The sequence below is a fragment of the Streptomyces sp. x-19 genome, assembly GCF_046549115.1.
Taxonomy (GTDB): Bacteria; Actinomycetota; Actinomycetes; order Streptomycetales; family Streptomycetaceae; genus Streptomyces; species Streptomyces albulus_C.
This window is the reverse complement of sequence record NZ_JAJPWK010000006.1, coordinates 166,338-191,521: the sequence shown is the minus strand read 5'-3', so window position 1 is coordinate 191,521 and position 25,184 is coordinate 166,338. Positions and strand designations below refer to the sequence as shown.

Below are 25,184 nucleotides of genomic sequence, written 5' to 3'. Positions count from 1 at the left end.
TCGGTGTGCGGGCCCTCGCCCACGTACCGTCGATACATGACCACTGTCGAAGATGTGCCCGCCGGCGCCAACGATGCCCGCGGGCGCGTCGCCGAACTGCACGCGATCCGTGAGCAGGTGCGGCGAGGCCCCAGCGAGCGAGCCACCGAAGCGCAGCGTGCCAAGGGCAAGCTCACCGCCCGCGAGCGGATCGACCTGCTGCTGGACGAGGGTTCCTTCAACGAGGTCGAGCCGCTGCGCCGGCACCGCGCCACCGGTTTCGGCCTGGAGGCCAAGAAGCCGTACACGGACGGTGTGATCACGGGTTGGGGCACGGTCCACGGCCGGACCGTCTTCGTCTACGCGCACGACTTCCGGATCTTCGGCGGCGCGCTGGGCGAGGCGCACGCTACCAAGATCCACAAGATCATGGACATGGCCATCCAGGCCGGTGCTCCGTTGGTCTCGTTGAACGACGGTGCCGGGGCCCGCATCCAGGAGGGCGTGTCCGCGCTCGCCGGTTACGGCGGCATCTTCCAGCGCAACACCAAGGCGTCGGGCGTCATCCCGCAGATAAGCGTCATGCTCGGCCCGTGCGCCGGTGGCGCGGCCTACTCGCCGGCGCTGACGGACTTCGTGTTCATGGTCCGGGACACCTCGCAGATGTTCATCACCGGCCCGGACGTGGTCCGCGCGGTCACCGGTGAGGAGATCACCCAGAACGGTCTGGGCGGTGCCGACGTGCACGCCGAGACCTCCGGGGTGGCGCACTTCGCCTACGACGACGAGGTCACCTGCCTCGAAGAGGTCCGCTACCTGCTGTCGCTGCTGCCGGCCAACAACCGGGAGAACCCGCCGGCGGTGGCAAGCGAGGACCCCGCCGACCGCAGCTGCGAGACCCTGCTCGACCTCGTCCCGGCGGACGGCAACCGGCCGTACGACATGCGCAAGGTCATCGAGGAGATCGTCGACGACGGCGAGTACCTGGAGGTCCACGAGCGCTGGGCCACCAACATCATCTGTGCGCTGACCCGCTTCGACGGCCGGGTGGTCGGCATCATCGCCAACCAGCCGCAGTCGCTGGCCGGCGTCCTGGACATCGAGGCGTCCGAGAAGGCCGCCCGCTTCGTCCAGATGTGCGACGCGTTCAACATCCCGATCGTCACGCTCCTGGACGTCCCCGGCTTCCTGCCCGGCGTCGACCAGGAACACGGCGGCATCATCCGGCACGGCGCCAAGCTGCTCTACGCGTACTGCAACGCCACCGTCCCGCGGATCTCCATCGTCCTGCGCAAGGCGTACGGCGGCGCGTACATCGTCATGGACTCCCAGTCCATCGGCGCGGACCTGACCTACGCCTGGCCCACCAACGAGATCGCGGTGATGGGCGCCGAGGGCGCGGCCAACGTCATCTTCCGCAAGCAGATCGCCGAAGCGGACGACTCCGAGGCCATGCGCACCCGCATGGTCAAGGAGTACAAGTCCGAGCTCATGCACCCCTACTACGCGGCCGAGCGCGGCCTGGTCGACGATGTCATCGACCCGTCGGACACCCGCCACACGCTCATCCGCGCCCTGGAGATGCTGCGCACCAAGCACGCGGACCTGCCGGCCCGCAAGCACGGCAACCCGCCGCAGTAGTCCCCGCCCCGACCGTCCTTCCCCTCTCACCTCCACGGAGAATCGAGACCGCAGTGAACCCTGCCAGTGCCGTCACCGCCGCTCCCATCCGCGTCGAGAAGGGCCAGGCCAGCGAGGAGGAGCTCGCCGCTCTGACCGCCGTCCTGCTGGCCCGCGCCGCGCACCGGCCGACGACCGGCTCCACCGGCCCGCGCCCCACGGCCGCCCGCTGGCGCCGCCTGGAGCGGCAGCTGGGCTTCCACGGCGCCACCAGCTGGCAGCGGTGACGCAGCGCCGGCACTAACGCACCAGGCGACGGCCCCCACACTCCGGTGTGGGGGCCGTCGCGCGCGTGAGGGGCCGCCGCCGGGGCGTTGGCCGGTCCGGAGGGCCGCCCTCGACCCGCCGGACCGGCAGAACCCTCAACTCCGCGCCACCGCAACGGGGGAGGCCCCCTCGGGCGCCTCCGGCCCCCGCACCTCCGTCGGCTTCAGGTACAGCGTCAGCACCGCCGCCACGACGTACAGCCCGGCGAAGATGAGGACGACACCGGCGGGGCCCAGCGGGTCCAGGAACACGCTGACGATGGCGGGTCCGACGAACGCCGCCCCGCCGGCACCGAGGTTGAGCAGGGCCATCGCGCCGCCCTTGTTCTCGGGGGCGAGCGCCGGCACCAGCGCGGAGATGGGGACGAAGCCGGCGAGGGTGACCCCGTAGAGCATGCCGACGCCCAGGGCGACCCCGTAGTGCGGGCCGACCGCCAGCGGGACGAAGTACAGGGCGAGGGTGGTCACCGCGCAGCCCAGGCCGCCGAAGGTGGCGATCGTGCGACGCCAGCCGATCTTGTCGCCGATGACGCCGAAGAGCAGGTTGCAGAAGACGTTGGTGCCGTAGATGACGGCGAGCAGCGTCAGCCAGCGGCCCTCGCCGAAACCCAGTTCCTTGCCGAAGAACGTGGGCAGGAACACCAGGAAACCGAACTCCGGTGCGGTGTTGATGATGCGGACGACGCAGCCGACGGCGACCTTGGGGTGGGTCCAGGCGATGGAGAGGCTGGAGAGCAGGGATTGGACGGGGTTGACGCCGGGCGGGGCGAGCCGCGCGAAGCCGGTGCGCTCGCGGACGCCGAGCAGGCAGCAGACGCCGCCCAGCGCGATGATGCCGAGCGCGATCCAGAGGGTCCCCATGGGGCCGAACCAGGGGTTGGTGGCGCCGGCGACGAGCGAACCGAGCGTCGGCAGCCCGCCGGTGAAGGCGACGTAGAACCAGCCCACCGCGGTGCCCATCCGGGCCGCGGGCGCGGTGGCGGTGATCCAGACCAGGAAGCCGAACGCGAAGAGCGGGTAGCCGAAGCCGCGCAGGCCGTAGAAGACCAGCATCAGCGGGTAGTTCTGGGGGCCGAGCGCGAGGGTGAGGTAGAGGACGTCGAAGACGATCCAGACGGCCAGGCCCAGTTGCATCACCCGGCGCGGGCCCCACAGGTCGGAGAGGGCGCCGGAGAGCCAGGAGGCCAGCATCACCGTGACGCCGTAGGCGGTGATCACGTACGAGGCGCGGACCTCGGTGCCGGCGCCGTGGTCGGCCATGAACGGAGCGATGAAGCCGGACTCCACCCCGTCGCCGACCATGAACAGCAACACGCCGAGATAGCCGAAGACCAGTGCCTTGGGGATGCCGATCCGGTCGAGGAGAGTGGGGGGTGCCATGGCGCGCCTCCGGCGGTTGCGGGTGGGGCGGGTGTGATGGGAGCAGCATGAATCCTGTGAACTTCACATGCAAGGTGTGATGCAAGGGTTTCTTGGCGGCACTTCTCACATAGTTACGGGCTTATATGGCTGCCAGGGGTGACGTATCTGTGATCTGGGTGTTAAATCCAACAGGGACAGAAACAAAGGAGTGTGCCTGATGACCACCGAACACGCCGGCCTCGGACACCACCCCGAGACGTTCCGCGAGGACTGGCTGGAAGGACTCGCCGACGCCTACGCGCGCACGGTACGCCGAGTCCCGGACGCCTACGGCGTGGTCGGCCGGCACGCGCCCCGCCCCGGCAAGGTCGCACTCGTCATCGGCGGCGGCTCCGGTCACTACCCCGCCTTCGCCGGCCTCGTCGGCCCCGGCCTGGCCGACGCCGCCGCGATCGGCGACGTCTTCGCCAGCCCCAGCGCCGAGCAGGTCTACCGCACCGCCCGGGCCGCGGACGGCGGCGCCGGCGTGCTGCTCAGTTGCGGCAACTACGCCGGCGACGTCATGCACTTCGGCCTGGCCGCCCGCCGGCTCGCCGCCGAGGGCACCGCGACCCGCACCGTACTGGTCACCGACGACGTGGCCAGCGGGCCCCCGCCGGTCGAGGGCCAGCCGATCGACCCGTCCCGCGACCGACGCGGCGTGGCCGGCGACTTCTTCGTCTTCAAGGTCGCCGGCGCGGCCGCCGAACGCGGCGACGACCTGGACGCGGTCACCCGCATCGCCGCCCGCGCCAACGCCCTGACCCGCACCTTCGGCGCCGCCTTCGCCGGCTGCACGCTCCCGGGCGCGGCCGAGCCGCTGTTCACCGTCAACGCCGGCACCACCGAACTCGGCATGGGCATCCACGGCGAACCGGGCCTGCGCACCACCCGCCACCTGACCGCCGCCGAACTCGCCGACGAACTCGTCGGCAACCTGCTCCCGGAACTGCCCGAGCCCCCGGCCGGCGGCCGCGGCCGGGTCGCGGTCCTCCTCAACGGCCTCGGCCGCACCAAGTACGAGGAACTCTTCGTCGTCTACCGGCAGGTCAACCGCCGGCTGCGGGCGGCCGGCCTGCACCCGTTCCGCCCCGAAGTCGGCGAGTTCGTCACCTCCTTCGACATGGCGGGCGTCTCGCTGTCGCTGATGCTCCTCGACGACGAACTCGCCGAGCTCTACGACGCCCCGTGCGACACCCCGGCGTTCCGCCGCCTGCCGCAGACGCCCGGGGAGGGCGACGACGAGCGGACGGCGGGAGCGGGCGAGCCGCAGCCGGCTGCCGCCACGACCGGACACCCCGGCTCCCTTCGGGACGGCGTCGCCCCCGGCGGCGGGCTGCCCGTGACGCTGGCGCTGCACGCCGCGCTGGAACTGGTCGCCGCCAACGAGGACGAGTTGGGGCGGCTGGACGCCGTCGCCGGGGACGGGGACCACGGCATCGGCATCGTCCGCGGGCTGCGCGCCGCCGCCGCGGCGGCCCGCAACGCCGAGCCGGGACCGGCCGACGACCCGCGGTCCGCCGGCGCCGCGCTGCTCGCCGCCGGACTGGCGCTCGCCGACGCCTCCGGTGGCGCGTCCGGCGCGCTCTACGGCGCCCTGCTCGCCGAGACCGGCGCCGTCCTCACCCGGGCCGCGGACGGCACCCGCGGCGCCGAACTGCTCGCCGACGCGCTGGACGCCGCCCAACGGGCCGTTGCCGAACTGGGCGGCGCCGAGGTGGGGGAGAAGACCATGCTGGACGCCCTGGACCCGTTCCGTCGGGAACTGCGGGCCCGCATGGCGGAGGGCCTGCCCAAGGCGTGGCGGGCCGCCGCGGAGGCGGCCACCCGGGCCGCCGCCGACACCGCCCACCTCACTCCGGCCCGCGGCCGCGCCGCCCGCATGGGCACGCTCGGCTACGGCCACCCGGACGCCGGCGCGGTCTCCCTCGCCCTGCTCCTCACGGCGATCGGCGCCACGCTGAACTGACCGCTGACCGCTGACCGCCTGACGCTCGATGTACGCCGAGCGTCAGGCGGAGCGCTCCCCGGGGCCCTGCCACGCCCTCGGCCAGATCAGCCACGTCTGCGCGTCCGCCGGCCCCCCGAACCAACGCACCGCACTCTGCGGCGAGCTGAGGCTGAGATGCGCCCGGCCGCTGGCGCTGATCACCTGCGCCCGCCCGTCCTCGTACGCCAGCCCCCAGGCGGCGATGTGCCCGTCCACCTCCCCGCCCCCGACGGGGTACTGCTGAGCGACCGCGAACAGCCGCGGGGCCAACTCGTTCGCCAGGTCGACAAGTTCGGGGTGGAGGGTGCCGACCGGGTGGGGGTTGCTGGTGTGCTCGGGGCCGTTGGCCTGTGACGCTACCGTTTGCATCTAGTCCTCCTGCTCAGGGAGTTGGGGGAGCCAGTGGAGTGGCTCACGTCACACCGTAGCGAAGTCGATGTAAATTTTGTCATCGATCGCGCGAGAAATTGTCAAACCCCTCGTGTGAGTGACGGCGGGGGAAGAGAGGGTCAGATGTCGTCCAGCAAGGCATCCACCATGCGCCAGCAGCGACTCGGTGTTGAGCTACGCAGACTTCGAGAGAGGGCGGGCCTCTCCTCGACGGAAGCGGCGAAGCGCCTTGGCGGCACCCCGGCTCAGATCAGCAACATCGAGGCGGGCCGATACGCGGTGAGTGCCGAACGAGTGCGCACGCTGGCGGCGAACTACAGCTGTGCCGATCGGGCCTACATCGATGCCCTGGCTGGCATGACCGGGCCGCGACCTCGGGGCTGGTGGGAGGAGTACCGCGAAATCCTGCCCGCTGGGCTGATCGATGTGGCGGAATTGGAGCATTCGGCAACGGCATTGCGTGCTTCAGTGATGATCCACATGCCCGGCCTGTTGCAGACCGCAGAGTACGTTCGAGCCACCGCCCGCGAGGATGTTCCGCGCCCGCCGGCACACCTGGTGGAACACCGTGTGTCGTTCCGAATCAAGCGGCAGGCTGTTTTGTTCGGTGATCGGCCGACGCCGTTCACTGCCATCGTTCATGAGGCTGCGCTCAGGATGGGTTTCGGAGGGCCGGAGACGGCTCGGGCACAACTCAATTACCTGGTCGAGATGAGCGAACGTGACCATGTCTCGGTGCTGGTGATCCCGTTCGGTGAAGCATCCTTTCCCGCATCAGGCCAACCCATCAACTATGCGTCTGGGCCGGCACCGCAGCTCGATACGGTAGAGCTCGACACTGAGTACGGGTGTGATTTCATGCACGCAGAGGCTCAGTTGGAGAAGTACCGGAAGGTGCTGGACCGCTTGGAATCCCGTGCACTCAAACCGGGCGAGTCGCGCGATCTGATCCGCCGGGTCGCGCGGGACATTTGAGAGGAAGCACCGTGTACCCGTACCACTGGCAGAAGTCTTCATTCAGCAACAACGCGGCCCAGTGCCTCTACGTAGCCGCCCCCGACCGCGACACCGTCAAACTCCGCGAGAGCGACGACCCGGACGTCATCCTCACCACCACCCCGGCCAACCTCAAGGCGTTCATCCTGGGGGTCAAGGCCGGCGAGTTCGATCACTTCGTCGAGGACTGATACGGCCGTCGTGTAAGGCGAAGGCCCCCGCACCTGGCAGGTGTGCGGGGGCCTTCGCCGTTGTCGGGAAACGCGCCGTCAGGCGTTACCGCAGCCGGGCCATCAGCGCGTGCTCGACGAGCGTGATGAGCGCGCTCTTGGCCTCGTTGCGGTGCCGGGCGTCGGTGATGATGATCGGCGCGTCGGGGCCGATCTGCAGCGCCTCGCGGACCTCGTCCGGGGTGTAGGGCTGGTGGCCGTCGAAGCCGTTGAGGGCGATGACGAACGGCAGGCCGCTGTTCTCGAAGTAGTCGACGGCGGGGAAGCAGTCGGCGAGGCGGCGGGTGTCGACCAGGACGACGGCGCCGATGGCGCCGCGGACCAGGTCGTCCCACATGAACCAGAAGCGGTCCTGGCCCGGCGTACCGAAGAGGTAAAGGATCAGGTCCTGGTCCAGGGTGATCCGGCCGAAGTCCATCGCCACGGTCGTGGTCGTCTTGTCCGGTGCGTGCGTGAGGTCGTCGATGCCCGCAGACGCGGAGGTCATCACGGCTTCGGTGCGCAGCGGGTTGATCTCTGAGACGGCCCCGACGAACGTGGTCTTGCCCACGCCGAAGCCGCCCGCCACCACGATCTTCGCCGAGGTGGTGGAGCGGGCTGCACCGCTAGAGCTTGCGAAGTCCACTGAGCACCCTTTCGAGCAGTGTCACATCTGGCTGTCCGCCGGCGGTCTCGTCCCCGCCGGGCTGATGGATGGCGACGAGTCCGGCCTCCGCCAGGTCGGCGACGAGGATCCGGGCGACGCCGAGGGGGATGGAGAGGAGGGCCGAGATCTCGGCCACTGATTTGATCTCGCGGCAGAGGTGGCAGATGCGCTGGTGCTCCGGCAGCTGGCCCTGGAGCCTCGCGGGATCGGCGGTCGTGCTGACCAGCGCCTCGATGGCGAGCTGGTAGCGCGGCCGGGTCCGGCCTCCGGTCATCGCGTACGGGCGCACGAGGGGGTTGTTCATCCCGCCGATGGGGGCGGGCTCGGGCGCCGGCCGCGGCGGCTGCACCGGCTGGATGCGCGGCGGCTGCGGCTGGTCGTACGGCGAGGGCTCGGTCGGCCGGGGCCCGTAAGGCTGGGAACGGTACGGGCCCTGCTGCTGAGCGGGGTGCTGCGGCGGCTGCGGCGGTTGGGGCCGCTGCGGCCTGCGGCTGGGCGCAGACGGGAAGTTGAAGCGGTTGTGATGGGTCTCGCCCTGGGGCCCGGACTGCTGTCCGGATCCATACGGGTAGCCGCTCGGGGGCGTTGCCACGTCTCCTCCTCCAACTTGCCTATCTGACGCCGGTCGCGCCACCGAACCCTATGGTGCGGTGGCGGGAAACGCACTGCCTGTCTGCTAGTTGAGAAGGCTCCCCTGCAGTTCTGCGCGCAGGTCGGGCGTCAGGACGCTGCCCGCGCGGTCGACCAGGAGGGCCATCTCGTAGCCGACGAGGCCGATGTCGCACTCGGGGTGCGCCAGTACGGCCAGCGAGGATCCGTCGGAGACGGACATGATGAAGAGGAAGCCGCGCTCCATCTCCACCACGGTCTGGTTGACCGTCCCGCCCTCGAAGATGCGGGACGCGCCTGAGGTCAGCGACGTCAGGCCGGAGGCCACCGCCGCCAGCTGATCGGCTCTGTCACGAGGGAAGCCCTCGGACATCGCGAGGAGGAGACCGTCCGCGGAGACCACGACCGTGTGGGACACCCCGGGGGTGTTCTCCACGAAGTTGGTGATCAACCAGTTCAGATTCTGCGCCGCCTGGCTCATCGGGCTCACACTAACGCTCCTGATCGTAGGTGCTGCCGGGGCCGAAGCCCTGTTGGTCATTCTGGGGGACCCCCGAGGAGGGGTCCGTGCCGGTACCGGCGCTGCGCCCCTGCTGGACACCGCGGCGCAGATTGCTCAGCCTGCCGCGGACATCCTCCGGAGCGCGGGAGACCTGGGGGCCGCCCTGCGCACTCTGCTCCGCGGTGCCTTCGACCAAGTTGGCCTTGGGCACCCGCCGGGGGAGGCCGGAAGCGGTGACCCCGCCCGCCGTCGGCTGGCGCAGTCGCCCCGCCCGCTGCCAGCGATCGTCGTTCTCGCTGCGCCAGGCGGAGCCCTCGTCCTGGCCGGCCTCCGGTGCGGATTCCTGCTGACCGTGCGGCGAGTCGGCTCCGCGGCGCGGAAGACCGGCGTCGGTCAGCGAGTGGATCACGCTCGCGGTGGGGCCGGGACGGTCGAATGTTACGCGCTCAGACGCATCAGCGGGAGCGGCAGTTGCATTCCGGTCAGATTCCGCTTCGGTTCCGAAGTGGCCGTCGAACGCCGGGGGTTCGCCCCAGCCGCCGTGCTGGCCGGTGTCTTCCGGGGCGTAGGGGTACTGACCGATGTCTTCGGGGGCGTAGGGGTACTGGCCGGTGTCTTCGGGGGCGTAGGCGTACTGGCCGGTGGTTTCCGCGGTGCTCGGTTCGCCGAACGCCTCGGCGCCGTAGGAGCGGTCGTCGTAGAGCGGCTGACCGGGCTCCGCATACGCGGCGGGAGGCTGCTGCTGGTACGGCGCGAAGGGGTCCTGCGGGCCGTCGACGGGGAGTTCGTCGCGGAACAGCGGCCGGTGGTCCACCGGCTCCGAGGCGGACTGCCCGGTCGTCTGGGCCTCCAGCGCCGCCCGGCGCTCCTCGCGCAGCAGCGAGCGGCCCAGCGGGTCCCTCTCGGACGGGGTCCCGGGGTGTCCGTGGAGCCCGTCGTCGAAGCCCAGTTCGGCGGCGGTGCGGTGGTCGCCCTCGTAGGCGTTCTGCTGGTGCTCGGGGACGATCCGGGAGACGGTGAAGGTGTCGTCGACCTGCTCGTCGCCGCCACCGCCGTGCGTGATCGCCTCCGGCAGCATGACCAGCGACGTGGTGCCGGCCTGCTCGCCCGAGGGGCGCAGCTGGACCCGGATCCCGTGCCGGTCGGCCAGCCGGCCGACCACGAACAGGCCCATCCGCTGGGAGATCGCGGCGTCCACGCTCGGCGGGTTGGCCAGCTTGTGGTTGATGTCCGCGAAGTCCTCGGGGGTCAGCCCGATGCCCTTGTCGTGGATCTCGATCATGATCCGGCCGTCCGGCAGCCGGGTCGCGGCGACCTTCACCTTGGTCTGCGGCGAGGAGAACGTGGTGGCGTTCTCCAACAGCTCCGACAGCAGGTGGATGAGGTCGGTCACGGCGGTGCCGTGGATCTCGCTCTCCGGGACGCCGCTGAGCTCTATTCGCTCGTACGACTCGACCTCGGAGGTGGCCGCCCGCAACACGTCGATCAGCGGCACCGGCTGGTTCCAGCGGCGGCCGGGCTCCTCGCCCGCGAGGATCAGGAGGTTCTCGCCGTTGCGCCGCATGCGCGTGGCGAGGTGGTCGAGCCGGAAGAGGTTCTCCAGCTGGTCCGGGTCGGCCTCGTTGTTCTCCAGGTGGGTGATGAGCTCCAACTGGCGCTCGATCAGGCCCTGGTTGCGGCTGGAGAGGTTGGTGAAGATCGCGTTGACGTTGCCCCGCAGCAGCGCCTGCTCGGCGGCGAGCCGGACCGCCTCGCGGTGCACCTGGTCGAAGGCGCGGGCGACCTCGCCGATCTCGTCCGTGGTGGCGATCGGGATCGGCACCACCCGGGTGTCGACGCGGCCCGGGTCGGTGCGGGAGAGCTGGTCGACCAGCATCGGCAGCCGCTGTTCGGCGACGCCGAACGCCGCGTTGCGCAGCTCCCGCATGTTGCGGCTCATCCGGCGGGCCATCAGCCCGGCCACCACGAACGCGACGGCGAGCGCGGCCAGCACGATGCCGGAGTCGATGAAGGTGGACTGCTTGGCGTCCGAGGAGATCTGCGCGGCCTCGTTGACCGCCTTGTCCGCGAGGTCGTTCTCGATGGACCGGTACATGTCGAACTTGCCGGTGGCGGCCTGGAAGTACGCATCCGGCGTGACGCCCTTGAGGGCCAGTTCGTCCGGTGCCGCGCCGGAGGCGATCAGGGTGGACATCTGGTCCATCGACGGCGGGGCGTGGAAGGTCTGGCCGGCCGCCTCCGCCTGCGACTTCGCGCGGGCCACCTGCTGCTGTGCGGACTGCTGGAGCTTGGCGGCGTCCGACTTCAGCCGTGCCACGTCCTCGGGGGTGCCGCCGGAGGTGTACTCGCCGATGGCGATGCCCTCCAGGTAGCGGTACGACGCGAACGCGGTCAACTGGAGCTTGTGCTCCTTGCCGCCCTGCGGGGACGCCGGGTCGACCAGGAGGTGGGTGCCGATCGCGCGCTCCAGCGACTCGGCGGCCTTCGCCAATGCGACGGCGTAGACGGTGCGCCCGTAGGAGGTGATGTTGCCGGTGCCCAGGCCGAGTTCGTTGGCGAACTCCATCAGCGGGTGCTGGATCTCGACGTAGCCCTCTTCGGTCTGCACGCCGGGGAGCTTCGCGGTGAAGGCGACCTGCCGCAGCTGCGCCAGCTTGGGCTCGGTCTTCTCGAACAGCGCGAGCCGGCGCTTCAGGCCCGGCTTGGCCGGCATGCTCTTGGCCGCGGCCTGGAAGGCCCGACCGGCGGCGTCGGTGGTGTCCCGCGCCTCCTGGACCGCCGGGTCGTCCTTGTGGCCCTTCAGCAGCGGGGCGGCGGTGCGGTCCCGCTCGTCGATCAGGGCGTTGCTGTAGGAAAGCGCGGCGCGAACGAGCTTGGCGGTGTTCTCCGCGTCCTGGGCGTCCTGCCAGGTGGCGAACGAGTTGTTGACCCGCAGGCCGCCGAAGAGCAGGCCGACGAGGACGGGGATCAGCAGGATGGCGTTGAGTCGGGTGGCCACCCGCCAGTTGCGGGGCGCGTACCTGCCGCCGCTGACCGGGGGCTTCGCGGCCGGGTTCTCGGGCGCGTCGGAAGCCGGAGCGCCACCCTCGCGGGGTGGCGGCGTGAAGTTGCCCCGCCGCGGTTCCTGCGGCTCGGGGCTCGTCGTGCTTCGCCTCACTCGACCAACAACCTCTCGGCGACGGCACGGTCGTGCAGTGCCGTTTCTTCTGGGCGTTACTACTCCGGAGTTCAGCGAATTTCAGCACGTCAGGGCTGTGCGTTCCAAACACCGGGCAGAGGCGGAGGGGCCCTCCAAGAGCGCCAGATAAAAGGGGCGTTAAGGGCGAGGCGCGCCAAATGGCGGGAGAAGTGTGAGCGCAGCGAAGCCGCACATGCGCGTGCGGTGTCGAAGTCGACCCGATTCACTGTCGAAACGTTATGAAGGCCCGAACAGGCGTGTCGAAGGACACAGATCACGTTCCCCGACAGCGGGAACCGGCCGTGGGCAGGCGTCAGGAACCCCCGTCGACGCCTGCCGCACGGCCCGCACCGGACGGCGTGCGGGCCGCCCGGCGGCCCTTACCGCAGCCGGGCCATCAGCGCGTGCTCGACGAGCGTGATGAGCGCGCTCTTGGCCTCGCCACGGTGCCGCGCGTCGGTGGTGATGATCGGCGTCGCCGGGCCGATCTGGAGGGCCTCGCGGACCTCGTCCGGGGTGTGGGCCTGGTGGCCGTCGAAGCCGTTGAGGGCGATGACGAACGGCAGGCCGCTGTTCTCGAAGTAGTCGACGGCGGGGAAGCAGTCGGCGAGGCGGCGGGTGTCGACCAGGACGACGGCGCCGATGGCGCCGCGGACCAGGTCGTCCCACATGAACCAGAAGCGGTCCTGGCCCGGCGTACCGAAGAGGTACAGGATCAGGTCCTCGTCGAGGGTGATCCGGCCGAAGTCCATCGCCACGGTCGTGGTCGTCTTGTCCTGGACGTGGCTCAGGTCGTCGATCCCCGCCGACGCGGAGGTCATCACGGCCTCGGTGCGCAGCGGATTGATCTCCGAGACGGCGCCGACGAACGTGGTCTTGCCCACGCCGAAGCCGCCCGCCACCACGATCTTCGCCGAGGTGGTGGAACGGGCCTGGCCCTGGTCGGGCCCGGCGTCAGAGCTTGCGAAGTCCACTGAGCACCCTCTCCAGCAGGGTCACGTCCGGCGTGCCGCCGGCCTCGCCGCTGCCGCCCGGCTGGTGGATGGCCACCATCCCGGCTTCCGCCAGGTCCGCCACCAGGATCCGCGCCACGCCGAGCGGGATGTGCAGCAGCGCGGAGACCTCCGCGACCGACTTCACCTCGCGGCACAGGTGGCAGATGCGCTGGTGCTCGGGCAGCAGGCCGGGCAGCTGGGACGGGTCGGCCGTCGTGCTGACCAGCGCCTCGATGGCGAGCTGGTAGCGCGGCCGGGTCCGGCCTCCGGTCATGGCGTAGGGGCGCACCAGCGGTTGGTCACCTTCGCTCCCGTACGGCGCTGAGCTGTAGGCGCCGTACGGGCCGGAAGTGGCGGGTGGCGGGGTCATGGGTCCTCCGGACGGGACAACTGACTGTCGTCGGGTTGGGCCGGTGGGGGGTACGGCGTGGATGGATGAGGGGTCACCGGCTGCGATGCGGCGCTGCGGACGCCGCGGGCACTCAGTTCAGCAGACTGCCCTGGAGCTCGGCGCGCAGGTCGGGCGTCAGCACCGTGCCCGCGCGGTCGACCAGGAGGGCCATCTCGTAGCCGACGAGGCCGATGTCGCACTCGGGGTGCGCCAGTACGGCCAGCGAGGATCCGTCGGAGACGGACATGATGAAGAGGAAGCCGCGCTCCATCTCCACCACGGTCTGGTTGACCGTCCCGCCCTCGAAGATGCGGGACGCGCCTGAGGTCAGCGACGTCAGGCCGGAGGCCACCGCCGCCAGCTGATCGGCACGGTCGCGGGGGAAGCCCTCGGACATCGCGAGGAGCAGTCCGTCCGCGGAGACCACCACCGTGTGGGACACCCCGGGGGTGTTCTCCACGAAGTTGGTGATCAACCAGTTCAGATTCTGCGCCGCCTGGCTCATCGGACTCAACTAACGCTCCTGCTGGTGAGTGGGATCGACAATGCCGTGGTTGCCGGTGGACGACGTCCCGGCTTGTCGGCCCTGCTGGATGCCCCGACGGAGATTGGTCAGCCGGCCGCGCACGTCGCTGGGTGCGCGGGAGACCTGCGGACCGCCCTGCGGGGCCTGCTGCTGCGCGGTGCCGGCGACCAGGTTGGCGCGCGGCACCCGACGGGGCAGACCGGACGTGGTGACGCCGCCCGAGGCCGGCTGGCGGATCTGCTCCGCCTGCCGCCACGCCTCGTCGTTCGGCGAGGTCCGCCACTGCGCGTCGGGGTCGGCCGGTGCACCCTCGCGGGCACCGCCCGTCGGCACGCGGTCCGTCGGTGCGCCACCGGCCGGCGCGGCACCGGGCGTGGCACCGTCCTGGCCGCCCTCGCGGCGCGGCAGCGGTGGCACACCGGCGGCCGCCGAGGCCGGGGTGTTGAACCAGTTGGACTCGATGGTGTCGAAGATCGGTGTCCGGGCGTTGTCGGCGCGGTCGTCCGAGGCGCCGAGCGGACCGCCGCCCAGCGGGTCGCCGAGCGGATCGGCAGCCAACGGGTCCCGGCCCGCCGGGGCCCGGTCGACGTCGGGCCGCCGGACCTGCCCGGTCTGCTCACCCTCGGGACGCGGGAACTGACCGGTCGTCTCGAACGGGCCGGTGGTCTCCAGCTGCCGCGCGTCGAACTGTCCGGTGTCGAACTGCCCGGTGTCGACGTCGGGTTGGGGGAACTGCCCGGTGTCGGCGTTCGGCCGCGGGAACTGCCCGGTGGTCTCCGGCTGCCCGTGGGTCTCGAACTGCCCGGTGTCGAACTGCCCTGTCCCGAACTGCCCGGTGTCGGCGTCCGGTCGGCGGAACTGCCCGGTGTCCCCGGGGCCGCCGGCCGCCCGGGCCGGCTCGCGGCCGACGGACGGGACGTCGTCCCTGGCGGCGCCGGGCCGCGGCGCGTTGAAGTCGGGCCGGGCGAACGCGGCGGTGTCGCCGGGGCCGGCGGCCGGCGCGGGCCGCTCGAAGCTGCCGGTGTTCTCCGGCTCCTCGTGGCCCCGCGGCCCGTCCTGCGCCTCGCGGGGCGCCAGCGGCCAGTCGTCGTCGGCTCCGCGGTCGCGGCGCACGCCCAGGGGCGCGCCGCCCGGCCGCTCGGTGCCCGCGGGCGCCGCACCGGCCCCGCGACCCGGCAGTTCGGGCGCGGCCGGCGCCTGGGAGTTCCGCGCCGGCAGCTGCGGGCGCTCCTCGCGCGGGGGCAGCCCGGCGGGCGGCGCCACGGTCGGGGTGCGGCCGTCGTCGGCTCCGCGCTGGGGGTCCGCGCCGCGGACCGGCAGCGCGGGGCGGGCACCGCCGGCGGCCGGCGCGGCGTCGTCGCGGGCCGGGGCGGTCGGTGCGGTGCGGCCGCCGGGAGCCGGCGAGCCGAAGGCGTTCGGGGCGCCACCCTGCGCACCGCCGGGCGCACCACCCGGTGCGCCGCGGCCGGGCAGCGCGGGCCGCCCGCCGGGGCCGGAAGCGACCTGGCCGCGCGGCTGGAGCCCGGCGAGCCGGCTGGTGGGCGCGCCACCGCCCTCGGCCGGGCTCTTGGCGGTGCTCGGCGCCGGCTTCTTGCCGCCCTGGGCGACGTCGACCGGCAGCATGACGAGGGCGGTGGTGCCGCCGGAGTCGGACGGCCGCAGCTGGATGCGGATGCCGTGCCGCAGCGACAGCCGGCCGACCACGAACAGACCCATCCGCCGGGACACCGAGACGTCCACGGTCGGCGGGCTGGCCAGCCGCTCGTTGATCGCCGACAGGTCCTCGGGGGAGAGGCCGATGCCGGTGTCGTGGATCTCGACCAGGACGCGGCCGTCGGGCAGCGCGTGACCGGTCACCTTGACCTTGGTCTGCGGGGAGGAGAACGAGGTGGCGTTCTCCAGCAGCTCGGCCAGGAGGTGCACCAGGTCGTTGACGACCCGGCCGGCGACCTCGGTCTGCGGGACCGCGTTCAGTTCGATCCGCTCGTACTGCTCCACCTCGGACGCGGCGGCGCGCAGGACGTCGACCAGCGGGACCGGCCGGGTCCACCGGCGGCCCGGCTCCTCACCGGCGAGGACCAGGAGGTTCTCGCCGTTTCGGCGCATGCGGGTGGCGAGGTGGTCGAGCTTGAAGAGCGAGGAGAGCTGGTCCGGGTCGGCCTCGCGGGACTCCAGTTCGGAGATCAGCGAGAGCTGGCGCTGGATCAGGCCCTGGGAGCGGCGCGAGAGGTTGGTGAACATCGCGTTGACGTTGCCCCGCAGCAGCGCCTGCTCGGACGCCAGCCGGACCGCCTCGCGGTGGACCTCGTCGAACGCCGCGGCCACCCGGCCGATCTCGTCCCGGCTGTGCACACCGACCGACTGGACGGAGGTGTCCACGTCCTGCGGGTCGGCCTCGGACAGCTGCTTGACCAGCTCGGGCAGCCGGTCCTGGGAGACCTTCTGCGCGGTGTCCTGCAGCCGGCGCAGCGAACGCACCATGGAGCGGGCCACGACGAACGCGCCGACCAGCGAGACGCCGAGGACCAGCAGGATCACCACACCGTTGATGATCGCGTCCTGGGTCGCGGCGTTGCGCAGCTCGCGGGACTTCTGGTCCATCTCGGACAGCAGCGAGGTCTCGATCCGCGACATCTCGTCGATCTTGACGGTGTCGGAGTCGTACCAGTCGAGGTACTTGTACTCCTGGCTGCGGATGCCGCTGGCGCTGGCGAAGGCGCGGTGCGCGAACGCGTAGGCCGCCTTGATCTCGTCGTTGTTGCCGTCCAGACCGCGGGTGAGCGCCCCGGCGTTGCCGCTGTAGATCTGGGAGAAGCGGTCCCGGGCGGCCTTCTCGTTGTCCTCGGCGCTCCGGCCGGCCTGCCGGTCGTTGGCCGACAACTGCGGTCCGCCCGGGTGCGCCAGACCGGCACTGACCAGGGCGCGCTGGATCGACGCGTACTCCTTGGCGGACGAGAACGCCGCCAGCGCACGGGTGCTGCGGATCATCTCCGGGTTGCTGGTGGCCTGCGCCATGTCCTGCGAGAGGTCCAGCAGGGAGGCGATCAGCTGGTTGTAGGCGGAGACGGTCTGCGCCGCGTTGTTGTCGTCCTGGTAGGCGTGGGCGCGGATGTCGTTGAGGGTGTTGAGCTGGCGGCCGATCTCCAGGATGGTCGCCCGCACGCCCGCCATGGTGGCGTCGTCCGGCTTGATATCGCCGGTGGCCTGGTTGAAGGAGGTCTTGGCGCGGTCGGTGGCCTCGCGCGGGGCCACGACGCTGGCGTCGTCCTTGACGTTGCCGGTGCCGGCCAGCGGCCCGGCGGACTTGTCACGCTCGACCTGGAGGGCGTCGGCCAGCTCGGTGGCCTGCCGGGTCATCTCCGTGAGCAGCTGCATCTTGTCGAGCTGGTCGATGTTGTCCAGCTCGGTGTTGACGCGCAGGGCACCCAGGGTCGTCGCGGCGACGACGGGCAGCGCCAGCAGGGAGACCAGGCGGGTGCTGATCCGCCAGTTGCGCAGCGCTATTCGACTGCCGGGCCCGCTGGGGCCGTTCTTGGGCTTGCCGCCGTCCGCGGCGTCTTCGCCCGGAGTCTGGCCGCGGTCTGTCCCGCCGCGCAGCTCCGGGTCCGCCGCAGCGTTGCCATCCCTCTTGAAACGTCCCTGCACTAGCTTCGCAACCTCTGGACCAGGCGTCCCACCGCGCCAACGGCGGGACGGTGTCGAGTCGAAGGGGGGCCGCGAAGCCCCCCGTGGCGGTCGTGAGTGACCGGCGGGCCGTCCCCTCTGGCCGAGAGAGCGGCACCACCGCGCGGCGCTCCTTCGCACCCTGCGCGCCGGTGGAAAAGTGCGGCGGTCCGTGGAATTCCAGCACAGTGCAGGATCTCCAACAAGAGCGGAGCCAGCCGCCTTGTCCCGGGTGACGCACCGTGCGGAGCGCGTCACGACCGGTAGAAGACGCTGCGCCAGATTTCGGACTTTTGCCCGCGAGTCGCCCGCGCTCGCCCCCTGTCCCAGGTGCGGTGATCAGGAGCGGAACATGCTGTTCAATCCGGCAATGTCCGTTTCGACCACGGATGTTGATCAAGGTAAATGCGGCATATGTCACATCCCTCGTGAGGAAACTCACAGGGAGATCGTCGACTTTCCCGCTGATCTGCAGGGAATAGCGCGCTTAGCCTGACGCTTTACACGGTTGCGTAAAACGACAACGCGCAGAAATGCAACGTTCGGCAACTCTTCCCGACCAGACGCGAGGCATACCGCAGTGAAGACGACGATGATGTTCCGCAACATAGCCAACCCGCGGCGCACCACCCTGGCCCACCTGAAGGACGCCGAGGAACTCGACGCCCCCGAGACCCAGGAACACACCGTCGACCTGCCCCGCCAGACCGCCAACCCCCGCCGCACCGTCCTGAACGAGCTCCCGAAGCAGGACGTCCCGGCCTGAATGGACGGCGGTTCGCCCAGGTCCCCGCGATAGCCTGGAGTGTCAACTCCGGCCAATGATCATGAGGGGCAACGGCAACCCGTGCGCATCGCCAGATTCTCCATCGACGGCAACGTCGGCTTCGGCGTCCTCGAACGCGACGAACTCGACGTCATCAAGGGGCATCCGTTCGCGGAATTCGAGCGCTCGGGCCAAAAGGTCCCCCTCGACAAGGTGCGGCTACTGCCGCCGGTCCTCCCCAACAAGGTCGTGGGCGTGGGCCGCAACTACGCCGAGCACGCCGCCGAACTGGGCAACGAGGTCCCGGAGGCACCGGTCACCTTCTTCAAGCCGTCGACGTCGGTGATCGGCCCCGGCGACCCCATCGCCTACCCCTCCTTCTCCCAGGAGGTGCACCACGAGGCGGAGCTGGCCGTCGTCATCGGCCGGATGTGCCGCGAGGTGCCCCGCGAGCGGGTCAAGGACGTCATCCTCGGCTACACCTGCGCCAACGACGTCACCGCGCGCGACGTCCAGCGCCGCGAGAAGCAGTGGGCCCGGGCCAAGGGCTTCGACGGCTCCTGCCCCCTGGGCCCCTGGGTCGAGACGGACCTCGACCCGAGCGACCTCACCATCCAGTGCACCGTCAACGGCGAACAACGCCAACTCGGCCGCACCAGTGACATGGTCCGCCCGATCGAGGACCTGATCGTGCACATCACCGAGGCGATGACGCTGCTCCCCGGCGACGTCGTCCTCACGGGCACCCCGGCCGGGGTCGGCCCGCTCAACGTCGGCGACACGGTCGCCGTCACCATCGAAGGCATCGGCACTCTCACCAACAAGGTGATCAAGCGTGGCTAACGCGACCCCCGGATCCCCCGTCCGCGTACGTTTCTGTCCCTCCCCGACCGGCAACCCGCACGTCGGGCTGGTCCGCACCGCCCTGTTCAACTGGGCCTACGCCCGGCACACCGGCGGCCAGCTGGTCTTCCGCATCGAGGACACCGACGCGGCCCGCGACTCCGAGGAGTCCTACAACCAGCTGCTGGACGCGTTCCACTGGCTCGGCTTCGACTGGGACGAGGGCCCCGAGGTCGGCGGCCCGCACGAGCCCTACCGCCAGTCGCAGCGGATGGACCTCTACAAGGACGTCGCCGAGAAGCTGCTCGCCGCCGGCCACGCCTACCCCTGCTACTGCACCACCGAAGAGCTCGACGCCCGCCGCGAGGCCGCCCGCAAGGCCGGCAAGCCCTCCGGCTACGACGGCACCTGCCGCGACCTGACCGCCGAGCAGCAGGCCGCCTACGAGGCCGAGGGCCGCTCCTCGATCGTCCGCTTCCGGATGCCCGACGAGCCGATCACCTTCACCGACCTGGTCCGCGGCGAGCTGACCTTCACCCCGGACAACGTCCCGGACTACGGCATCGTCCGCGCCAACGGCGCCCCGCTCTACACCCTCGTCAACCCGGTCGACGACGCCCTGATGGGCATCACCCACGTCCTGCGCGGCGAGGACCTGCTCTCCTCCACCCCCCGCCAGATCGCGCTCTACCGGGCCCTGATCGAGCTGGGCCTGGCCTCGGCGATCCCCGCCTTCGGCCACCTGCCCTACGTCATGGGCGAGGGCAACAAGAAGCTCTCCAAGCGCGACCCCCAGGCCAACCTCAACCTCTACCGGGAGCGCGGCTTCCTCCCCGAGGGCCTGCTGAACTACCTGTCCCTGCTGGGCTGGTCGTTCTCCGCCGACGAGGACCTCTTCACCATCCCCGAGATGATCGAGAAGTTCGACATCGCGGACGTCAACGCCAACCCGGCCCGCTTCGACCTCAAGAAGGCCGAGGCGATCAACGCCGAGCACGTCCGCCGCCTGGACCTCAAGGACTTCATCGCGGCCTGCGAGCCCTGGCTGACCGCCCCGTTCGCCAACTGGGAGCCGGAGGACTTCGACCGGACCGCGTGGGAGGCCATCGCCCCGCACGCCCAGACCCGCCTCACCGTCCTCTCCGACATCACCGCCAACGTCGACTTCCTCTTCCGCAAGGAGCCGGTCGACGACGAGGCGTCCTGGACCAAGGCGATGAAGGGCGACCCGGTGGCCCTGCTCACCACCGCCCGCGCCAACCTGGCCGCCGCCGACTGGACCGCCGGCCCCGAGCCCCTCAAGCAGGCCGTCCTCGCCGCCGGCGAGGAGCACGGGCTCAAGCTCGGCAAGGCCCAGGCCCCGGTCCGGGTCGCCGTCACCGGCCGCACCGTCGGTCTCCCGCTCTTCGAGTCCCTGGAGATCCTCGGCAAGGAGCGCACCCTCGCCCGCATCGACGCGGCGCTGGCCCGCCTCGCCGCCTGACCCGACCGCACCCCGCGGGACCCCCGGGCCCGGAAGCCACCGCGCTTCCGGGCCCGTCCCCTTTTTCCGCCGCCTCCCCCGCCCGCCGGCTCCTTCCCTCGCCCTCCCGCCCGACGGCCACTAGATTCCCGGACATGCCCCTGCGCGCCGTCCTCTGGGACCTCGACGACACCCTCTTCGACTACACCGGGTCCGACCGCACCGGCGTGCTGCGCCACCTGCGGACCGAAGGGCTGCTGGCCTCCTACGGCGGCGAGACGGCGGCACTGACCCGCTGGCGGCGCGCGATGGAAACCGAGTTCGCCCGCTTCCTCGCCGGCGAACAGGGCTTCCTGGAACACCGCAGGGCCCGCGCCCGCACCTTCCTGGGCACCCCCCTGAGCGACGCCGAGGCGGACGCCTGGTTCGGCCGCTACGTCGCCCACTACGAGGCGGCCTGGCGGCTCTTCCCGGACTCCGTGCCGGCCCTGGAGGCGCTGACCCCCCTGGTGCGCCAGGCCGTCCTCTCGAACTCCTCCACCGCCAACCAGGAGCGCAAGCTCACCACCCTGGGCATCCGCGGGCACTTCGAGGCGGTCCTCTGCGCCGACGCCCTGGGGCACGCCAAACCCGCCCCCGAGGCGTTCCGAGGGGCCTGCACCGCCCTCGACCTCCCGCCGGCCGACGTGCTCTACGTCGGGGACCGGCTCGACATCGACGGCCTGGGCGCCCGGGACGCCGGCCTGGCGGCCGTGTGGCTGGATCGGACGGGCCCCCGAGAGCCGCTCCCGCCCGGGGTGCACCGCATCCGCGGGCTGGCCGAGCTACCCGAGTTGGTGCGCGGGGTTATCGGTTTTGGAGCACCCTCCACGATCAGGTAATGTTCTTCCTGCGCCGCCCGAGAGAGCCGAAAGGCCCGGACCGGAAAGCGCAGATCAAGGCAAAGCCCCCGCCTGGGGGTTGCACTTTGATGGCCTATGGTGTAATTGGCAGCACGACTGATTCTGGTTCAGTTAGTCTTGGTTCGAGTCCAGGTAGGCCAGCTCGCAGAGCTCATCTGCAAGGCCCCCGTTGTGTAGCGGCCTAGCACGCCGCCCTCTCAAGGCGGTAGCGCCGGTTCGAATCCGGTCGGGGGTACAGATCCTTCTCGGGGAGGCAGTCAGGGTCGCACCCGCTGTCACTCACGCAGGATCGCTAGGGCCCCCGTTGTGTAGCGGCCTAGCACGCCGCCCTCTCAAGGCGGTAGCGCCGGTTCGAATCCGGTCGGGGGTACTGGTCTACACCACCATGGCCTATGGTGTAATTGGCAGCACGACTGATTCTGGTTCAGTTAGTCTTGGTTCGAGTCCAGGTAGGCCAGCTCGCAGAGCTCATCTGCAAGGCCCCCGTTGTGTAGCGGCCTAGCACGCCGCCCTCTCAAGGCGGTAGCGCCGGTTCGAATCCGGTCGGGGGTACATCGAGAAAGGCCCTCCGCATCACGCGGAGGGCCTTTCTGCTGTGCCGGGAATCCTCGCCGATGGGGTGGGCAACGGCGTTGCGCGGCCGAGGAGTTCGTCGTGGCGCGACGGCAGCGGCGCGCGGCGCGCGGAGAGTTGGGTGGCCGGCGCGGGGTGCCGGGACGCGGACCGGCCGGCCGCCGCGGGGGAGCGGGGCCGGCCGGTGGGGTTTTCGACGGGGTCCTACGAGCCGTTGCGGCGCAGGCCCTCGGAGAGGCGGGCGGCGGCGTCGATGACCGCCTGGGCGTGCATGCGGCCCGGGTGGCGCGTCAGGCGCTCGATCGGGCCGGAGACCGACACGGCGGCCACCACGCGGTTGGAGGGGCCGCGGACCGGCGCGGAGACGGAGGCCACGCCGGGCTCCCGCTCGCCGATCGACTGGGCCCAGCCGCGGCGCCGCACGCCGGAGAGCGCGGTGGCGGTGAAGCGGGCGCCCTGCAGTCCGCGGTGCAGGCGCTCCGGCTCCTCCCAGGCCATCAGGATCTGGGCCGAGGAGCCTGCCTTCATCGTCAGTGTGGAGCCGACCGGCACGGTGTCCCGCAGTCCGGACAGTCGTTCCGCCGCTGCCACGCAGATCCGCATGTCGCCCTGCCGGCGATAGAGCTGGGCGCTCTCGCCCGTCACGTCGCGCAGGTGCGTGAGAACCGGTCCTGCCGTGGCCAGGAGGCGGTCCTCGCCGGCCGCCGCGGAGAGCTCGGAGAGCCGCGGGCCGAGGATGAACCGGCCCTGCATGTCCCTCGCCACCATCCGGTGGTGTTCCAGAGCCACGGCCAGCCGGTGGGCCGTGGGTCGTGCAAGCCCGGTCGCCGCGACCAGCCCGGCGAGGGTGGCCGGACCGGACTCCAGAGCGCTCAAAACCAGAGCTGCCTTGTCGAGAACGCCGACGCCGCTAGAGTTGTCCATGCAACGATACTCGCGTCTCACAGTGTGAAACGCAAGTTCAATTTTCCATGGAAGTCGTCACTCTGTAGGTGCGGCCCTCGACCAGGGCCCGGCGTCACGCCCGCCAGGGGATATTCGCGGGTCACCGCGCACAGACGAGCAAGGCCGGCACCCGGCCGGCCGGAGGGAAAGCGATGGGACGGACACTTGCGGAGAAGGTCTGGGACGACCACGTCGTCCGGCGCGCGGAAGGCGAGCCCGACCTCCTCTTCATCGATCTGCACCTGCTGCACGAGGTCACCAGCCCGCAGGCGTTCGACGGCCTGCGCAAGGCCGGCCGCGGAGTGCGCCGCACGGACCTGACCATCGCCACCGAGGATCACAACACCCCGACCCTCGACATCGACAAGCCGATCGCCGACCCGGTCTCGCGCACCCAGCTGGAGACCCTGCGCAAGAACTGCGCGGAGTTCGGCGTCCGGCTGCACCCGCTGGGCGACGTCGAGCAGGGTGTCGTCCACGTCGTGGGACCGCAGTTGGGACTGACCCAGCCCGGCACCACCGTGGTCTGCGGTGACAGCCACACCTCCACCCACGGCGCCTTCGGCGCGCTGGCGTTCGGCATCGGCACCAGCCAGGTCGAGCACGTCCTGGCGACCCAGACGCTGCCGATGGCGCCGTTCAAGACCATGGCGATCACCGTCGAGGGCGAACTGCCCGAGGGCGTCACCGCCAAGGACCTGATCCTGGCCATCATCGCGAAGATCGGCACCGGCGGGGGCCAGGGTTACGTCATCGAGTACCGCGGCTCGGCCATCGAGAAACTGTCGATGGAAGCCCGGATGACCATCTGCAACATGTCGATCGAGGCGGGCGCCCGGGCCGGCATGATCGCCCCGGACCGCACCACCTTCGACTACCTCCAGGGCCGCGACCACGCCCCCAAGGACGGGGACTGGGACGCCGCCGTCGCGTACTGGCAGACGCTGCGCACCGACGACGACGCGGTCTTCGACGCCGAGGTCGTCATCGACGCCGCGACGCTGTCGCCGTTCGTCACCTGGGGCACCAACCCGGGCCAGGGCGCGCCGCTTTCGGCGAACGTCCCCGACCCGGCTTCGTACGAGGACCCCTCGGAGCGGTTCGCCGCCGAAAAGGCCCTGGAATACATGGGGTTGACGGCGGGTCAGCCGCTGCGCGAGATCTCCGTGGACACCGTCTTCGTAGGTTCGTGCACCAACGGCCGGATCGAGGACCTGCGCTCCGCGGCGGCGATCCTGGAAGGCCGTTCGGTCGCCGAGGGCGTGCGCATGCTGATCGTTCCCGGCTCGGTCCGGGTTTCGCTGGAAGCCGTTGCGGAGGGTCTGGACAAGGTCTTCACCGCGGCCGGCGCCGAATGGCGGCACGCGGGTTGCTCGATGTGCCTGGGCATGAACCCCGACCAGCTGGCGCCCGGTGAGCGCTCCGCGTCCACGTCCAACCGCAACTTCGAGGGTCGGCAGGGCAAGGGCGGCCGCACCCACCTGGTCTCGCCGCAGGTGGCTGCCGCAACGGCGGTTCTCGGCCATCTGGCCTCACCGGCCGACCTGTCCGACGTCGACGTCGCTACGCCCGCGGGAGTCTGAGAACCATGGAAGCTTTCACCACCCACACCGGCCGGGCCGTTCCGCTGCGCCGCAGCAACGTCGACACCGACCAGATCATCCCGGCCCACTGGCTGAAGAAGGTCACTCGGGACGGCTTCGAGGACGGGCTGTTCGAGGCATGGCGCAAGGACCCGGAGTTCGTCCTCAACCAGGAGGCCCACAAGGGCGCGACCGTCCTGGTCGCCGGCCCCGACTTCGGCACCGGATCCTCCCGTGAGCACGCCGTCTGGGCGCTGCAGAACTACGGCTTCAAGGCCGTCATCTCCTCGCGGTTCGCCGACATCTTCCGCGGCAACTCCCTCAAGAACGGCCTGCTGACGGTGGTCCTGCCGCAGGAGACCGTGGACCGGCTGCAGAAGCTGGTGGAGTCCGACCCCACCGCCGAGGTCACCGTGGACCTGGTGGCCCGCGAGGTCCGCGCCGAGGGCGTCACCGCCGGCTTCGAGCTGGACGAGAACGCCCGTTGGCGGCTGCTGGAGGGTCTGGACGACATCAGCCTCACCCTTCGGGAGGAGTCCGCCATCGCCGCCTACGAGGCGAACAGGCCCTCGTTCAAACCGCGTACCATCGAGGTCTGACCTCGGGTTTTATGGCTCAAAGGCTTATTGCGTACGATGCGCCCCCTGTGCAGTTGGCGGGGGGCGCTT

The 25,184-nt window shown here is 70.9% G+C and carries 22 protein-coding genes and 5 tRNA genes; 16 read left to right on the top strand and 11 right to left on the bottom strand.

Features of this window, described 5'->3' with window-relative positions:
* Window positions 1–36: 36 nt before the first annotated feature.
* Entirely contained in the window at window positions 37–1,620 is a 1,584-nt protein-coding gene (locus tag ACLJT4_RS17960) for an acyl-CoA carboxylase subunit beta (protein WP_037682814.1), read from the top strand.
* A 53-nt stretch (window positions 1,621–1,673) separates the two neighbouring features.
* A complete protein-coding gene (locus tag ACLJT4_RS17955; RefSeq protein ID WP_016574033.1) occupies window positions 1,674–1,886 on the top strand; it encodes an acyl-CoA carboxylase epsilon subunit in 213 nt (70 codons plus the stop codon).
* 135 nt (window positions 1,887–2,021) lie between these two features.
* On the opposite strand, the gene ACLJT4_RS17950 is transcribed toward ACLJT4_RS17955, so the two are convergent.
* Entirely contained in the window at window positions 2,022–3,305 is a 1,284-nt protein-coding gene (locus ACLJT4_RS17950) for an MFS transporter (RefSeq protein ID WP_411123285.1), read from the bottom strand.
* A gap of 199 nt (window positions 3,306–3,504) precedes the next feature.
* On the opposite strand from ACLJT4_RS17950, the gene ACLJT4_RS17945 reads away from it, so the two are divergent.
* Window positions 3,505–5,295 (top strand): dihydroxyacetone kinase family protein, encoded by a 1,791-nt coding sequence (locus tag ACLJT4_RS17945; RefSeq protein ID WP_411123284.1) that lies wholly within the window; start codon window positions 3,505–3,507, stop codon window positions 5,293–5,295.
* Window positions 5,296–5,337: 42 nt separating this feature from the next.
* Here the strand turns inward: ACLJT4_RS17945 and ACLJT4_RS17940 are convergent, their stop codons facing one another.
* Window positions 5,338–5,685 carry a hypothetical protein gene (locus ACLJT4_RS17940; RefSeq protein ID WP_411123283.1) on the bottom strand — a complete coding sequence of 116 codons (348 nt, stop codon included), beginning with the start codon at window positions 5,683–5,685 and terminating at the stop codon, window positions 5,338–5,340.
* Window positions 5,686–5,829: 144 nt separating this feature from the next.
* On the opposite strand from ACLJT4_RS17940, the gene ACLJT4_RS17935 reads away from it, so the two are divergent.
* Both ACLJT4_RS17935 and ACLJT4_RS17930 read left to right on the top strand, forming a co-directional pair.
* Window positions 5,830–6,681 (top strand): helix-turn-helix domain-containing protein, encoded by an 852-nt coding sequence (locus tag ACLJT4_RS17935; protein ID WP_411123282.1) that lies wholly within the window; start codon window positions 5,830–5,832, stop codon window positions 6,679–6,681.
* Window positions 6,682–6,692: 11 nt separating this feature from the next.
* Window positions 6,693–6,893: a DUF397 domain-containing protein gene (locus ACLJT4_RS17930; RefSeq protein ID WP_411123281.1), complete on the top strand. Its 201-nt coding sequence runs from the start codon at window positions 6,693–6,695 to the stop codon at window positions 6,891–6,893.
* Window positions 6,894–6,978: 85 nt separating this feature from the next.
* Here the strand turns inward: ACLJT4_RS17930 and ACLJT4_RS17925 are convergent, their stop codons facing one another.
* The 8 genes from ACLJT4_RS17925 to ACLJT4_RS17890 form a co-directional block, all read right to left on the bottom strand.
* Entirely contained in the window at window positions 6,979–7,557 is a 579-nt protein-coding gene (locus tag ACLJT4_RS17925) for a GTP-binding protein (RefSeq protein ID WP_044380039.1), read from the bottom strand.
* Complete coding sequence (locus tag ACLJT4_RS17920) at window positions 7,538–8,170, bottom strand: DUF742 domain-containing protein (protein ID WP_411123280.1); 633 nt, start codon at window positions 8,168–8,170, stop codon at window positions 7,538–7,540. Before ACLJT4_RS17920 ends, ACLJT4_RS17925 begins: the two co-directional genes overlap by 20 nt.
* A gap of 84 nt (window positions 8,171–8,254) precedes the next feature.
* The gene (locus tag ACLJT4_RS17915; protein WP_020963651.1) at window positions 8,255–8,668 is read right to left on the bottom strand and encodes a roadblock/LC7 domain-containing protein; all 414 of its coding nucleotides are present in this window, start codon (window positions 8,666–8,668) and stop codon (window positions 8,255–8,257) included.
* A 10-nt stretch (window positions 8,669–8,678) separates the two neighbouring features.
* Complete coding sequence (locus tag ACLJT4_RS17910; RefSeq protein WP_411123279.1) at window positions 8,679–11,846, bottom strand: nitrate- and nitrite sensing domain-containing protein; 3,168 nt, start codon at window positions 11,844–11,846, stop codon at window positions 8,679–8,681.
* A 401-nt stretch (window positions 11,847–12,247) separates the two neighbouring features.
* Window positions 12,248–12,841 (bottom strand): GTP-binding protein, encoded by a 594-nt coding sequence (locus ACLJT4_RS17905; protein ID WP_351463907.1) that lies wholly within the window; start codon window positions 12,839–12,841, stop codon window positions 12,248–12,250.
* Window positions 12,822–13,232, bottom strand: coding sequence for a DUF742 domain-containing protein (locus ACLJT4_RS17900; protein WP_016576235.1), 411 nt, complete (start codon window positions 13,230–13,232; stop codon window positions 12,822–12,824). The genes ACLJT4_RS17905 and ACLJT4_RS17900 overlap by 20 nt, the downstream gene beginning before the upstream one ends.
* Window positions 13,233–13,344: 112 nt before the next feature.
* A complete protein-coding gene (locus tag ACLJT4_RS17895) occupies window positions 13,345–13,758 on the bottom strand; it encodes a roadblock/LC7 domain-containing protein (protein ID WP_221909680.1) in 414 nt (137 codons plus the stop codon).
* Between the two features lie 9 nt (window positions 13,759–13,767).
* On the bottom strand, window positions 13,768–17,424 hold the full coding sequence (locus ACLJT4_RS17890) for a nitrate- and nitrite sensing domain-containing protein (protein ID WP_411123278.1): 3,657 nt from the start codon (window positions 17,422–17,424) through the stop codon (window positions 13,768–13,770).
* Between the two features lie 598 nt (window positions 17,425–18,022).
* Here ACLJT4_RS17890 and ACLJT4_RS17885 point away from each other — a divergent pair.
* From ACLJT4_RS17885 to ACLJT4_RS17845, 9 genes are all read left to right on the top strand, one after another.
* Complete coding sequence (locus ACLJT4_RS17885) at window positions 18,023–18,208, top strand: hypothetical protein (RefSeq protein ID WP_020930116.1); 186 nt, start codon at window positions 18,023–18,025, stop codon at window positions 18,206–18,208.
* Window positions 18,209–18,289: 81 nt separating this feature from the next.
* Complete coding sequence (locus tag ACLJT4_RS17880; protein WP_351463915.1) at window positions 18,290–19,051, top strand: fumarylacetoacetate hydrolase family protein; 762 nt, start codon at window positions 18,290–18,292, stop codon at window positions 19,049–19,051.
* Window positions 19,044–20,534 (top strand): glutamate--tRNA ligase, encoded by a 1,491-nt coding sequence (gene gltX / locus ACLJT4_RS17875; protein ID WP_411123277.1) that lies wholly within the window; start codon window positions 19,044–19,046, stop codon window positions 20,532–20,534. Before ACLJT4_RS17880 ends, gltX begins: the two co-directional genes overlap by 8 nt.
* A gap of 134 nt (window positions 20,535–20,668) precedes the next feature.
* Window positions 20,669–21,394, top strand: coding sequence for an HAD family hydrolase (locus ACLJT4_RS17870; RefSeq protein WP_411123276.1), 726 nt, complete (start codon window positions 20,669–20,671; stop codon window positions 21,392–21,394).
* A gap of 90 nt (window positions 21,395–21,484) precedes the next feature.
* Window positions 21,485–21,556, top strand: a tRNA-Gln gene (locus ACLJT4_RS17865).
* Between the two features lie 21 nt (window positions 21,557–21,577).
* Window positions 21,578–21,650 (top strand) — tRNA-Glu (locus tag ACLJT4_RS17860).
* Window positions 21,651–21,712: 62 nt separating this feature from the next.
* A tRNA-Glu gene (locus tag ACLJT4_RS17855) sits at window positions 21,713–21,785 on the top strand.
* Window positions 21,786–21,801: 16 nt separating this feature from the next.
* Window positions 21,802–21,873: transfer RNA gene (locus tag ACLJT4_RS17850), tRNA-Gln, on the top strand.
* Window positions 21,874–21,894: 21 nt separating this feature from the next.
* Window positions 21,895–21,967 (top strand) — tRNA-Glu (locus ACLJT4_RS17845).
* 225 nt (window positions 21,968–22,192) lie between these two features.
* On the opposite strand, the gene ndgR is transcribed toward ACLJT4_RS17845, so the two are convergent.
* Window positions 22,193–22,912 carry an IclR family transcriptional regulator NdgR gene (gene ndgR / locus ACLJT4_RS17840; RefSeq protein ID WP_016571139.1) on the bottom strand — a complete coding sequence of 240 codons (720 nt, stop codon included), beginning with the start codon at window positions 22,910–22,912 and terminating at the stop codon, window positions 22,193–22,195.
* Window positions 22,913–23,085: 173 nt separating this feature from the next.
* Here ndgR and leuC point away from each other — a divergent pair, with 173 nt between their 5' ends.
* Both leuC and leuD read left to right on the top strand, forming a co-directional pair.
* Complete coding sequence (gene leuC, locus ACLJT4_RS17835; protein ID WP_038521954.1) at window positions 23,086–24,516, top strand: 3-isopropylmalate dehydratase large subunit; 1,431 nt, start codon at window positions 23,086–23,088, stop codon at window positions 24,514–24,516.
* Window positions 24,517–24,521: 5 nt separating this feature from the next.
* Window positions 24,522–25,115: a 3-isopropylmalate dehydratase small subunit gene (gene leuD / locus ACLJT4_RS17830; RefSeq protein ID WP_016571141.1), complete on the top strand. Its 594-nt coding sequence runs from the start codon at window positions 24,522–24,524 to the stop codon at window positions 25,113–25,115.
* Window positions 25,116–25,184 lie beyond the last annotated feature (69 nt).